The 12,894-nt window shown below is 45.9% G+C and carries 10 protein-coding genes; 5 read left to right on the forward strand and 5 right to left on the reverse strand.

What is annotated here, in order from left to right; translation table 11 throughout:
• Both BG32_RS11110 and BG32_RS11120 read left to right on the forward strand, forming a co-directional pair.
• On the forward strand, positions 1 to 587 hold a 587-nt coding region (locus tag BG32_RS11110; RefSeq protein WP_121526838.1), incomplete at its 5' end, for an aminotransferase class I/II-fold pyridoxal phosphate-dependent enzyme.
• A 1,602-nt stretch (positions 588 to 2,189) separates the two neighbouring features.
• Positions 2,190 to 3,914, forward strand: a complete 1,725-nt coding sequence (locus BG32_RS11120; RefSeq protein ID WP_121526840.1) for an ABC transporter ATP-binding protein — start codon at positions 2,190 to 2,192, stop codon at positions 3,912 to 3,914.
• A 423-nt stretch (positions 3,915 to 4,337) separates the two neighbouring features.
• On the opposite strand, the gene BG32_RS11125 is transcribed toward BG32_RS11120, so the two are convergent.
• Complete coding sequence (locus BG32_RS11125; RefSeq protein WP_014731954.1) at positions 4,338 to 4,883, reverse strand: hypothetical protein; 546 nt, start codon at positions 4,881 to 4,883, stop codon at positions 4,338 to 4,340.
• A 24-nt stretch (positions 4,884 to 4,907) separates the two neighbouring features.
• Entirely contained in the window at positions 4,908 to 6,101 is a 1,194-nt protein-coding gene (locus BG32_RS11130; RefSeq protein ID WP_014731955.1) for a hypothetical protein, read from the reverse strand.
• Positions 6,102 to 6,264: 163 nt separating this feature from the next.
• Between BG32_RS11130 and BG32_RS11135 the strand changes: the two genes are divergently transcribed.
• The 3 genes from BG32_RS11135 (at position 6,265) to BG32_RS11145 (ending at position 10,411) form a co-directional block, all read left to right on the forward strand.
• Complete coding sequence (locus tag BG32_RS11135; RefSeq protein ID WP_236609172.1) at positions 6,265 to 7,545, forward strand: MFS transporter; 1,281 nt, start codon at positions 6,265 to 6,267, stop codon at positions 7,543 to 7,545.
• 53 nt (positions 7,546 to 7,598) lie between these two features.
• Positions 7,599 to 8,555 carry a phosphotransferase enzyme family protein gene (locus BG32_RS11140; RefSeq protein WP_257212120.1) on the forward strand — a complete coding sequence of 319 codons (957 nt, stop codon included), beginning with the start codon at positions 7,599 to 7,601 and terminating at the stop codon, positions 8,553 to 8,555.
• Positions 8,556 to 8,911: 356 nt separating this feature from the next.
• Complete coding sequence (locus BG32_RS11145; protein WP_006487255.1) at positions 8,912 to 10,411, forward strand: PLP-dependent aminotransferase family protein; 1,500 nt, start codon at positions 8,912 to 8,914, stop codon at positions 10,409 to 10,411.
• Positions 10,412 to 10,421: 10 nt separating this feature from the next.
• On the opposite strand, the gene BG32_RS11150 is transcribed toward BG32_RS11145, so the two are convergent.
• Genes BG32_RS11150 through BG32_RS11160 form a run of 3 tightly spaced genes read right to left on the reverse strand, consistent with a single transcriptional unit; the run spans position 10,422 to position 12,621 of the window.
• Positions 10,422 to 11,516, reverse strand: a complete 1,095-nt coding sequence (locus BG32_RS11150) for a lysophospholipid acyltransferase family protein (protein WP_006487256.1) — start codon at positions 11,514 to 11,516, stop codon at positions 10,422 to 10,424.
• A gap of 4 nt (positions 11,517 to 11,520) precedes the next feature.
• Positions 11,521 to 11,847 carry a hypothetical protein gene (locus BG32_RS11155; protein ID WP_006487257.1) on the reverse strand — a complete coding sequence of 109 codons (327 nt, stop codon included), beginning with the start codon at positions 11,845 to 11,847 and terminating at the stop codon, positions 11,521 to 11,523.
• A 21-nt stretch (positions 11,848 to 11,868) separates the two neighbouring features.
• Complete coding sequence (locus tag BG32_RS11160) at positions 11,869 to 12,621, reverse strand: PQQ-binding-like beta-propeller repeat protein (RefSeq protein WP_183084329.1); 753 nt, start codon at positions 12,619 to 12,621, stop codon at positions 11,869 to 11,871.
• Positions 12,622 to 12,894 lie beyond the last annotated feature (273 nt).

Raw genomic sequence — 12,894 nt, forward strand, 5'->3', positions numbered from 1 at the left:
TTACAGAAGAAAGGGGGATTTTCGTTTTCTCCGACGAGGTCTACAGAGGGCTTGAGCTTGATCAATCTATAGAAAAACAGAAGTCCTTTGCAGATATTTCCGACAACTCCCTTGCACTTGGCGTGATGTCAAAATCCTACGGATTGGCTGGCTTGAGAATCGGCTGGGTAGTATCTCACAACAAAAGTGTCCTGGAATCAATGACCAGATTCAAGCACTACACTACGATCTGCAACAGCGCCCCGTCTGAATACCTCGCGATGAAGGCCCTTCAAGTTGGAGACAAACTTCTTGAAAGAAACAGGGAGATTGTCTATCAGAACTGGGAATATGCGGAACCCTTCTTCGGCAAGTACTCTCCATTGTTTAGTGTATCAAGACCGAAGGCCGGGCCAATTGCCTTTGTAAGTTTTCTCCGAGGAGACGTCGATCGCTTCTGCTCCGAGCTCCTTGATAATTCCGGAGTTCTGCTTCTTCCCGGGTCGATGTATGATTACGAAGGCAGCTACTTCAGGATGGGATTCGGCCGAAAGAGCTTCTCTGAAGGGTTGGACCGGCTGGATAAGTTTCTGGAATCATTTGATTAATGATTATGCATTTAAGCGGCCACTGTCGTCTATGTGCGAATAATAGATCAGTTCGACAAAGCCAAAGGGATTGCAGATTCTCGGGCAAGATTTCTTAATCTCCCGGCAACAGCTGAACAGGTTGACTTTAACAATTTCTCGTGGTAAAATAGGTATTGAAGACGCTTTGGGAGCGTCTTTTTTTCTTTCCCCTATGATTCTAGGTGAAACTCTGATAGCCGAACGGAGAGATGACCTTTAGAGCCACCCAGCTGTTCTTGCTCTTTCAATCTATCCACTAGGCTTCGCGGAAAATGGAGAGCCGACAGTTGATAAAGTTGTATTTATTCTAGTAACTTGGATCTGAAACTTTTAACTGGTCGCGCTTTTCGCGCAATGGATCGAGATCCTGGCCAAAGGCAAACCAGGATGCTGTGAAGGGAGTAGGACTGTGATTCTGCGGAGTCTTCCCCAATGAGCCTGCCCTGAAAATCTCCTATTCAGGGCTTCTGTTTGGCATCTCCTGTTCAGGGGTTCTGTCTGGGGATCTTGTTAAGGGTCATCTCGAACTTGTTTCAGGATCTGGGTTTCGATCCTAACGAAGTACGGATCCGTGGTCTTGACGAAGTACGTGACCACGATCTTGGCCGGACAACAAAGGGCCGGTCTTTGCAGCGTTCAGCGTCTCCTAGCAAGCGCACAGCGGCTCTTAGAACAAAAGATTCTGAATCAAGTTCAGAATGACGGGATGTGGCGTTTTTTCGGAATAACCAACGCTATCATTCCCGTCAGGACCTTTCAGAAGTTTCCATCATTGTCATCTCGAACTTGTTTCGGGATCTGGGTTTCGATCCTAGCGAAGTACGGATCCGTGGTCTTGGCGAAGTACGTGACCACGATCTTGGCCGGGCAACAAAGGACCGGTCTTTGCAGCGTTCAGCGTCTCCTAGCAAGCGCACAGCGGCTCTTAGAGAAAGATATGGGTGTCTAGGGTTCGGTGAAAAGAAACGGTTCGCTCTTGAGTGTAATAAGGGATTAATACCATTTACTCTGGAATCATCCCGTTGATTCTTGCCTGAAGTGCTCTTGTTCAGAGGTTCTGCACAGGATTTCGTTCCCAAACTTCTCTCTTTGTTTTTTCCTCCTGGCGTGTAAACGCCAGCATCACTTCTTGAGATCCTCTTTCTCTATCTAGAAAAACCTGCTTCTATTAACGCGCACTTCTTAGCCCGATCTTTCGCCCGATCGTTAGTTCCCCCGCACAGCGGGCACTGCGACCTGGCGTGATCTTCGCCAGCTTTGCGTCCACCGATGTTCTTTCGGCCTATCTCTAACATATGTTGTCAAGTGATTTTCGTGAAGTAGTTTCGTGCAGCTTCTGTCGAGATGCAATTGTCATTTTCGGAGTATCCCGCTAATCTGTTAATATTGTAACGTGCCTTTTCCATTTTGGCAATTGTCCATTTCAGTTAGGTCAAACCAAGGAGGTGGGAGCATGAGTTCAGAAGAAGGCTTTTTGTTTCATACTCGAGGAATTGACTTGATCGAGACTTGCAAAAGTAGAAAAGAAGGCGATATTTTCGAATGGCCTGTGAAACAACAGCCGATGGGGGGGGGAGAAATATGGAGAATGAAAAAAAGACAGTTCGCAGGTTTGTTTTCAAGTTGTTCAAGGTTTACTGGAAACGGGAACTGCTGGCTGCAGTTCTAGTCGGCGTGATGATTGCACTTGCAGTTGTCTTTCCGCTCTTGATAAGGCTGCTAATAGATGTAGTTATCCCTTCTGGCGACATGGACCTTCTCGTAAAGTACGTTTTGCTTGTCGTCGGGCTCTGGTTTGGAAGCTTGATATTTACTTATTTTGGCGAGGTGGTTTTTGAAACCACGGCCCTCATGGCAAAATCGGATTTGCGAAAGCAGTTGCTAGAAAAGATGTTTGTTCTTCCTTTCGACTTTTTCCACAAGAATAAAACCGGCGAGCTCGTATCGAGATTGATATCTGATCTGGAACTTGTAGGAACTGTTATAGCGCAGGTGTTCCCGATACTGTTATTGGGAGTCGTTCAAATAACGGCGATTCTAGCAATCATGTTTGCTTTTAACTGGAAATTGACTCTTTTGCCCCTAGGCTTCATCGTGTTTTCCTTTCTTGTGATAATGTTCTTCAATATTATGGTGGAGAAAAGGAGCAAGGTGGAGAGGGAAAAATTCGGCGAACTGGCAGGAGTCACAAGTAACATAATCGATAATATGAAACTGATCAGAATCGCTATGCCATTTGCCTGGGTCATGAATTTCTTCGATCGTTTTCAAGGAGACCATATTTATGCGGGCAAGAGGTTCATAAAGTCAATAAAAATCGCCGGTACACTCAAGACGTCGATAAACGGACTTATTTCCTTTTCACTGCTTGCCTATGGTGGTTACCTGGTAATGAAGGGTGAGATTACCGTAGGAATTCTGATGACTTTCTGGGCTTACGTTCAATCATTATTCAACCCTATTCAGCTGCTCATGCAGGTGAACATTCTTCTAAGGCAAAGCTGGGGAGGACTCCTAAGAACAATCGAGGTGCTGGAAGCTCCTGAAGAAGAAAGGAGCAACAGTAGTCCTAAGTTAGAAGATGTACGGAGCATTTCTTTAGAGAACATTGCGTTTGGCTATGGCAACAAGCAAATTCTAAAAGGTCTATCTCTTGAATTGAGGAAAGGGGAAATCACGACGCTGGTAGGCGAGAGCGGCGCCGGCAAAACCACTACTCTGAATATTCTTATGGGACTTCAAAAACCCCAGTCGGGAACCATTTACATAAATGGCGATCCGGTATCGAATTCTGCATTACTCAGACCCTATATAGGCTTTGTGGAGCAGACACCAACTTTATTTGAAAAATGTACTCTCCTGGAAAACATTACCCTGGGTAGATCGATTTCTAAAGCCAGTTTGGAAAACATCTTCGAAAGAACAAACCTGGACGTATTGCTGAGAAGATTCGAGAATGGACTCGACACATTAGTTGCAGACATTCAGCTTTCTGGCGGTGAGAGACAGTTGGTCGCGCTGGCCAGAGCACTTGTCTCGAATCCACGACTGCTGATTCTTGATGAGATCACGGCAAATATCGATTCAAAGACTGAAGAAATAATTCAGAATACTCTTTTGGGTCTGAGATCTGAAGGCATAATCGTGCTGATGGTTGCTCATAGATTATCAACTGTCCTACTGAGCGACAGTGTGGCGCTAATCAGTAATGGGGTTATTGTTGCAAGTGGAACTCACAACGAGCTGTTGAAGACCAGTTCCGAATACAAAAAGCTTTACTCGCTTCAGCTGATAAAAGATGAATAGAAGGATAATTGGTCAAGCACCGCTAGGTGCTTTGTGAAAGCCCCGGACTGAAAGATATCAGGCAGGCTTCATGGTGTGCGTTTCAAATGAGAAAAGATCGGGATGCGGGTGTAGCGCATGGCTCATGATGCCGCAGGGGAAAGGCATGAATACTGACTTTAACCCCCCGGACTACTCTTCCTGAAGTCGTCGAAGGCACCATGAAGGCATGGAAGAATCTCGGAACAGAGTCAAGGGAGAAAGATTGTTTCACCTTTTGTCCCCAATAACTTATCCTGGCGGCGTTTTTCCACATTACGATCTGATCTATCAAGGACGCACCCTTAAGTATATTTCGAGAATGCTCTTCGTGCTAATTGCAGCTTCAGACCCGCGATTTTCCAGTTCGAAGAGAACGAAGACGGGCCATTTAGCCCGTCTACACTAGAAATCAAAATTGTATCTTCCTGCCAGATGAAAGTGAGGAAAGAACGTCGAGTGTCTTGCCAGCTGATCTCCAAGGTTGAATCCCACATTTATGATTGAAGTTGCCAGCTCGAGACTGAAGTCGCTCATGTCGAAGCCTGCTCCGATGTGGGAGACTAGCGGAAGATACTTTATGTCTCGAGCTGCAAGGATGCTAGACAGTTCAGTCATCGCCGTTACCTTGAAGAAGACAGGCGGAAGAGAAGACGCGAGATCTTCGAGTCCCAGTTCGGCATAAAGTCCTATGAGTGATTGCGTGGGGTCAAGAGAATAGAATTCCATTTCCTCAAAGCCGAATCCGAAGACCGGAACATCTGCAATAATGCCTAAGACGGGTTTGCTAAACAACATCCAGCCTACCTGAGTCCTCCCGAAAAACTGGAGATCAAATTCCTTCGTCTGTCTGTTTTGGTTGAGAACAAACCCCATACCAACGGAGAAATGAGTGGCAACCAGTGCCGAGGCCATTCCCAGAATCAAAACAAATACTGCAATTCGTTTCACTATCACACCTCCTGTAGGTTCAAATCAATATCTCAGCCTTGCGGCAATTTCGCAATCAAGTAGTTCCTTATCTACCACCACTACTTTGCCGTCGTTGTTTACGACACTCCTTACGATCCACGGACCTACGTTTCTAACCTCTCTGCTGTCTTTGACTGCATGTGTATATACGAGCTCTCTCCCAAGCACGTAACCCCTCTTTCTCTCAGTTGGGTTAATGAAAAGGGTATCGATCCTTCTATCATTTGCTGCTTTAGAGACTTCTGTCCATCCTTCAACGTATTTCTCGAAATTCTCTTTCGCGTTGTGAAGAAATTCCCTTCGGATCTTTCTGCTCACGCTCTCTATAAGCTTCGAGGCATCTTCCTGTAGCTGCCTCTCTTGATTAAGGGTTTTCTGGACGAAGACAGGGTGTGCATAAGGCAATAATTGCCTCGCTTCGTTTTTGAACTTCTCCATAGTCTCGTTAAAGGAAGAAGAGTAATAGATGACTAGATAGTTAACATCTTTTGGAAGATCTTCGTCGTTCTTTATCAGTGAGGCAATCTTCTGAAGAAATCTTCGGTTCTCTTCTTCTTTTGCCCTGCCGACTTTCTCCGAAGCGTTGCCGTGGTACATCGCTCCTGAGGAAGGTGAGGGAGAGTATTCCTCCATATACTCCTGTTCCTTTTTCCTAATGAATTCATTTTCAATACTCTTTATTAACGAAAGCTTGTTGCCATCCATCGCATAGAAAGATGACTTCTCTCTCTCCAACGATACGATCAGGGCGTCTATGGACGAACTTGAAAGCCAGATCAACTGATCAAGATCAAAAGTCTTGCCTATGTATATCTCTTTCTCCGGTACCTGTGAAAGAGGGATGATGCTCAAGCCTTCTATCACCTCATCGGCTTTTACGTCTTCTCCCATGCGGAATTCAACGAAAATCGCCAATCCTCTTCGAAGTTCTTTTGTATTTCCCAAACCAGTAAGAACGGCTTCAACAATTCTTTGATTGATCTTTCCCATTCCAGATAACTTCTCGTCCTTTCTCAAATGCTCAAGGATGAATGACTTAACATGTCTTTCGGCATCGGCTCTTGTCATGTTTTCCATAGGGAAGTAGAATGTGAGAAGATAAGAGTCTGATCTTATTTCCGCCTCTACATTCAGGAGCTTTTCGAGTTCTTTTTCCATCTCAGCTCTTCGAAGAACGCGTGGTTTGAAATCATCCATTGAATCTGCCTCCTTCCATGCTTTCTGGTGGTTTGAAAGAACCTTAGGGCTCTACTGTCTAGAATACATTTGATCTAATCTTGGAACATCCATTCGTTCACATTGGCTGCGACCGTTTCAATTCAATTATAACCCCAGAAAATGTAGTACAATAGTCGCGGAGATGATTCGTTTGGCTAACAGTTTACTATGCTTGCTCCACTCTAGAATGGGGAGAGCCTTTCCGGCCTTAAAAGTTAAAAATTTCAGATACTTCTGGATCGGTCAACTCATATCTGTTATGGGAACATGGATGCAGACAGCTGCTCAGTCATGGCTTGTTCTGACAATTACCGATTCGCCGTTTTTGCTGGGACTCCTCGGAGTTGCTCAGTTTACTCCTGTGCTTCTATTTTCGCTACCTGCAGGAGTCTTCGTCGACCGATTTCCCAAAAGAAGTATCGTTCTGCTGACTCAGACGATCTCCATGATTCTGGCCTTGATTCTTGCAATTCTTGTATTCACAGATTCGGTTCAGTACTGGCATATATTTCTTCTCGCTCTTGGCCTAGGGATGGTAAAGACACTTGATATTCCTGCAAGACAGTCTTTCATGATTGAACTTGTGGGACGTGATGTTGTGCTGAACGCAGTCGCGTTGAACTCAACAGTAATGAATCTGGGAAGAGTAGTGGGCCCGGCGGTTGCCGGGGTCGTTATGGCTCTGGTTGGAGCAGGCTGGTGTTTTCTGGTTAACGGTGTGACTTTCCTGGCTGTGATCTTTGGATTATTGAAGATAGACGTTGAACCTGTAATAAAGAAGCGACCAAAGGGAACCGTGATACCGGATATCAAGGAAGGGCTAGTTTACCTGTTTAGTAAGCCGATACTGACTACGACAACCCTCATTCTGGCTATTGTGAGTACCTTTGGCATGAATTACAGCGTCCTAATCCCTGTTTTCGCGAGAAATCAGCTTGGTCTTGACGCGCAAGGATATGGTCTTTTGATGTCCGCTCTGGGAGTAGGATCCATGCTTGGTGCGCTAATTGTTGCAAGCAGCAGTTCAAGAGGGCCGAATAGAGTTCGACTCTTTGTCGTTCCGTTCATCACATCATCGCTTTTTATGATTATGGCATTCAACAGATCCTATGCCTTTTCGGCTTTGCTGATTGGCTTGATGGGATTTGCGAATATCTTCTTTACAACAACTGCTAACAGTCTTATGCAAATAAATTCCGATAATGAGTTTAGGGGAAGAGTTATGAGCGTATATTCGCTCGTCTTCGCAGGGTCAACACCTATCGGGAACATGTTTGTGGGTTCGATTGCCGACAAGGCCGGTGGAGGCAGCGCTTTCTTCTGGGCCGGCGTTGTAACTTTTTTTCTTGTGGCGGCTACGATTATCGCTCACAAAATAAGGAAGAGATCAGTAAGGGTGAAACCGGAGCAACATCCTGACTGAAGAATCAACCAGAAATGTTGTATAATCTCAATGTTTATATCCGGGGTGATAACATGTCGAGTATTCCCTTCTCCCGGATTTCCAGGTTCTGGGGGCTAAAGAGGAAAATCGTACTTGAAAAAAAGACTAACGCTAGAGCTTTCATTGTGAGGTCTGGCAGTATTTTTTACGTATTGAAGAGGAGGGTCGCATCTCTTCCTTCTAGATCTTGCCAGACTGAGCTTCTTAAATACCTTGTCCAGAGTGGGCTTCCCGTATCTGCGCCTATTCCCTCGGGAAGTGGTGAGTTCGAGGTGAAGATAGGGAAATATGTATATTCGCTGTTTCCATACATAGAAGGCGAAAAGGCCGATTCCAACATTTCCAATGCCACGCCCGAAATGGCGGAGGAGCTAGGAATCTTCACCGGGAGGCTTCACAGAGTTCTTAAAGAAGCAGAAGGGAGTTTCTTCGAAAGAACTAATCTGCTGAAATCCCTCACCTCTGCAATTAGGTATTTCAACTCGACCGGATCTTTCTTTTCAAGATCAGATATGGAAATGATAGAAGAGTTTTTCACAGATTTCTACAAGCTCTATTACAAGCTTCCGGTCCAGATAATCCATGGCGACTATCATCCAGGCAACATAATAGTGCACGAAGGAAAGGTTTCTGGGATAATAGACTTTGATTGCGCGACCAGAGAAGTGAAAGCGCTGGATCTCGCTTATCTTATTCACAGTGTCTTTGCAGAGTTTTCAAGAATGGGTTCACCTTCACTCTTCCTCTACCTGCTTCCTCACTTGCTTGAAGGCTATTGCCTTGAGAACACTCTTTCTTTTGACGAACGGGAGAGCTTGGGTTATCTTCTTGCTGCTATCTCAATAATTCAGATACACTATTTTTCGGCAAACGGACTTTCTGACGAAGCGAATTTTGCATCGACGGTTTTCAGATGGATTTACCTGAACAACCATCGAATAAAGGAAAAGTCCGGACTGGTTCTAACGCGTTCCAAAAAGGCAGTCTGAAGATTTATCGGATAGTGAAAGCCCCTCCATGTTTTCTTGTCTCTCTTGTTCTTACCCGTTTAACAATTGCCTCCATATATGTCATCCTTTCTGCATTGTCTTATCGGATAATTCGTTGATTGTAACGAAGTATCTGCGATCAAATCGACTATAGTTGTAATTCCTCCTAAAGAGAAACCGCATAAGAAGAAATGGAACGATCCATTCACTCCAAGTGTCTCGAAAGCGATCTCCCTAGGATTCTCAATAATACAAGCACTCATTGACGGATTCATTCTGGTTCGCTCCAATTATTCTTAACTGGTATGGTGCTATCGAAGTTATGGCATATAATCCGTTTATAGGAGGCGGACTATATGATTGGGTTGAAAATTGTGATCGACAGGAACTCCGAAGTCCCTTTTTTCAAGCAGTTAGTTGATCAACTGAGAACGGCAGTAATAAGAAGGGAGATACCTGAGGGGACACGACTCCCTTCCGAACGGGAGCTTTCGAAGCTGCTGAGGCTGAACAGAAGTGTTGTTGTAAAGGCTTACAATGAACTGAAGCTGGACGGACTTCTGGTTTCGAAAACGGGCAGTGGAACATACGTAATTTCGGCCCATCCGCAAAAAAAGGAATTCGACATGATTTCCTGGGGAGAACAACTCAACTCATGGGCTACCCTTCCGGCCGGTTCGGCAAGATGGGTAAACCTTCTCAAAAGTCTGTCGGATGGTTGCATACGTCTAGATACAGGTGTGCCTCACGTAGGCGCCGATCAGGTTGATCTGATGAAGGAGATACTTGGAAACCTAACCGATGAGGAACTGATCACTACACTGAATTATCCTTCGCTAAGGGGCCACCCGGAACTCATCAAGTATCTTTGCCTGAGAATGAACAGCTCTGGACTTCACATAAACTCGAGGAACATGCTGATCACTGTGGGCACCGAAGAAGCTATCTATTTGTTATTCTCGGCTCTAGCGAGACCGGGAGAGACGATAGTCATCGAAAACCCGACCTACGTTAACGTAATCAACATCTCGAGAATGTTTCAGCACAGAGTTATCCCTGTAGAGAGGAACTCGGAGGGTTTGAATCTTTCTACACTGGAGAACGTGTTAAATAGAAGCCGGGTAAAATTCATATACACTATGAGCTGCTCGCACAACCCGACAGGGGCAAACATGCCCGAAAGGAAAAAGGAAGCCCTCGTCAAACTCTCAGAGCAGTATTCGGTTCCCATAATCGACGACACTGTGTTTTCCGAAATCCAGTATGATCTTCCTGCACCCAAATCACTCAAGTACTACGACACCCATAACTGTGTTATCGAGATCGGCGGCATTTCTAAGGCCTACGCGCCAGGGCTCAGGATAGGCTGGATAATCGCCGATGAAGCATTGATCGAAAGGCTGATCGAGCCCGTAAGAATGATCTCACTTGGAGTCCCGAATTTCAGCCAGCTCGTTGCAGCCAAGATGCTTTCAACAGGAGAGTATGACGCTTTCCTGAAAAGATATCTAGAACTGTGCCTCAAGAAAAGGGAGACTACGAAAAGAGCTTGTTACAGACATCTTCCTGGTTACATAAGAGTGAACGAGGCTCAGGGGGGCAACTTTTTCTGGCTAGAACTGCCGGGTTCTATGGACGGCTGGAAGCTTGCGGAAGAAGGAATTGAACAGGGTGTTGCCGTCGCTCCCGGGAGTCTCTTCACGTTCGATTCGAGTGGCAGGAGTTTCGTGCGCCTCAATCCTCTGGGGGTTCCGCATGATCAAATCGAAGAGGGAATAAGCCGGCTTTCGAGAGCAATCGAGTCTAATTCAAAGAGAGATAATCGTGAGGAAGGGACGGTTTCAGTGGTAGTTTAGAGTTCGAGACTCAGGAACCATGTGGATGGGAGAAATACCTGTGTGCCCAGAAGAGAAGTAGCGAAGAGCTCCCGGTCATCAGTCTCACGATGGAATGCTCGTAATTGAATTCGGTTATTCTCTTCAAGAAATTCGAGAGGCCTCTAATCTTGGGAAGAAGATAACTTCTCTCTCCTATCCGCAATTCTCTGCTGTTCATGGAGACTCTTCCTGCATAACTGGTTTTGGCGCCACTGCCAATTTCCATCTCCGTAACAGTCCCCTCGCCCACTTCGATTCCTCCGTTTAGGGCAATATGTTCAGCGAGAATTTCTCGCTGGATCCCGATGATCTCTGGAACTGTCCTTCCCGAGACAAGTCCATAATCGTCTACAGTCAAGGATGTTCCGCATTTATCACAGATCGCTGAATCTCCTGAGGCTTTGACCGTCTGAAATTCACCACACTTTTCGCAGAACCAGATGATCTTCTCTATCCCTTCTGCTTTGTTCCTGCCCTTGAACATAACCTTCTTCTCTTCCTGCCATCTCCAGTCAGAAGCTTCAGAAAGGAAATCTAGCGCTTCTTTCCCGGCAAAGGACTTGAACTCCACTTCTATCCTTCCCCATCTATGATGATCCGCCCACCTTGGCTTTGTAAGGTATGCCCCACTCATTCTAGCTGCGACAACCGGTACATCGAGCCTCTCCAAGAACCTGTCTGTTCCAGGCGGAACCTCGCCAAACTCGCCATCCCACGTTACAGAACCCTCCGGCATCAGGCCAAGAACTCCACCGTTGCTCACGACCTCAATCATCTTTCTCATGGCGGGGATATCGGGGACACCCTTCCTTTTCTGAATTGCTCCCGCCGCCCTCAAAATCGGTCCCGAAAAAGGGTTGTCGAAATTTCCAGCGGCCACAGCCCATACTATTGGGAAGCTCGTAAGGGCCTCGATCAAAACGGCGTCGATGAAGTAAGCATGATTGCCAATCAGAATAAACGGAGGTCTGGGCAACTTTTCCATGCCTATTCCATAGAGATTGTATCTCTTAATGAAGGGGACCCTGAGAATCGGTCTCAGCGCTCTCCAGATTAGCTTGTCTCCAGGGAGTCTTCTCTTCATCGGATCACACACCTACTTTTCTTCCGGATCTGCTTTGATCGCATCCGTATTGCGGCCAAGAACCCGAAGGGGAAGAGCCCGTCTTCAGCGCGCCCAGTCTACTCCTACCACCAATATCGTTCGAAGTAACGGCATAATACGGTACGCCTTCCTCACTCGTTACAGGTGAACCCAGGCTGTCTTTTCCTATGTATTCGGATGACTCAATCTGCCCAAAAGAGTTCAGTTGGAAGATCTTTGCCTCGCCACGTACGATCACATAAATATTACCATTGGAAGAAGAAATCGGAGTCGCCACTATTTCATCTTCAAGCTCCGTGCTCCATATCAAAGATCCTTCACTGGATATTGCCTACCACTGTCCATAGAACGCACGGGCGAAGATCAACCCCTTATCTCCAACTACCGGACTAGCCGCAATCGCTGAATTTTCAGGATTTTCTGCTATCTGAAGGTTCCACTTCTCGGAACCGTCTACCGGATCAAAGACATAAAGGTGACCATCATGGTATGTACTGTAAACGGTCCGCTCTTCACCTATTGCCGGACTGGAATAGAAGCCGGAAGATATAGTCTCAGTCTCATTTCTCCAGAGAAACTCCCGACCCTTAAGTGCAAAGATGTAGTTTGAATCACTCCCCCCGGTTGTCATTGTGCAAAAAAAGACTGTTTTGTCTATTCCGACTAAAGACCTCGACCAGATCTCTCGTCCGGTTTCGAAGTTCCAGAGTTCCTTCCCGCCTGAAGAGATGCAGTAGAGAACACCGACATATATTCCAAAATACACGTTGCCAAAGGCATCGAAAGAGGGACTTACCCTGACTGTGGTGGCTCCCGCTTCCTCTGTTCCTCCAAATGACCCATGAAGTACACCTTCACTCGAAAGTTTCATTTGTCTTCTCGAAGTAGTTCCAATATGTTGGTCACCCTCACTGTTAATGGATGCGTCACTGCTGAACCATTCACCGCTGACTGACTTCAAAGAGAAGAGTGTTCTGTGGGATTCTAGACTTGAGGTGAACGAGAATGTTGTGTCCATAGTGTTCACGAAAATCTCTCCATTTCTACCGATTACTGGGCTGCTGAACCGAAAAGACCCATCCACTCCGGAATAAAAACCGCCCAAAACAAGGAAGAGCGAGATGTGGGGCAGATCGTAATTGCTTCCAAAACAACACCTCATTGCTTGTAAGCGTCATTTAGCGAATATCTTGTATCAATCATAACTCATTCATCTCTCGAAACGAAGGTTCTTTTGGGTCCCTCTTAGATTCCAGTTTCGCAGTGTAAACTTCGAGTTGGCGATCGAATCATTTTCCGCTCAGCGTCGATCGTGATTATCCACAGCACTGAATACAAGTCGAGCGAATCATGTCAT

The sequence above is a fragment of the Mesotoga sp. HF07.pep.5.2.highcov genome (assembly GCF_003666285.1).
In the GTDB taxonomy this organism is placed as follows: Bacteria; Thermotogota; Thermotogae; order Petrotogales; family Kosmotogaceae; genus Mesotoga; species Mesotoga prima.

Excerpts from the sequence above, each read along its gene's own strand:
- BG32_RS11140 (WP_257212120.1), top strand. The coding sequence starts at position 7,599 with ATGTCGAGTATTCCCTTCTCCCGGATTTCCAGGTTCTGGGGGCTAAAG.
- BG32_RS11150 (WP_006487256.1), bottom strand. The coding sequence starts at position 11,516 with ATGAAGAGAAGACTCCCTGGAGACAAGCTAATCTGGAGAGCGCTGAGA.
- BG32_RS11130 (WP_014731955.1), bottom strand. The coding sequence starts at position 6,101 with ATGGATGATTTCAAACCACGCGTTCTTCGAAGAGCTGAGATGGAAAAA.
- BG32_RS11120 (WP_121526840.1), top strand. The coding sequence starts at position 2,190 with ATGGAGAATGAAAAAAAGACAGTTCGCAGGTTTGTTTTCAAGTTGTTC.
- BG32_RS11135 (WP_236609172.1), top strand. The coding sequence starts at position 6,265 with ATGATTCGTTTGGCTAACAGTTTACTATGCTTGCTCCACTCTAGAATG.
- BG32_RS11145 (WP_006487255.1), top strand. The coding sequence starts at position 8,912 with ATGATTGGGTTGAAAATTGTGATCGACAGGAACTCCGAAGTCCCTTTT.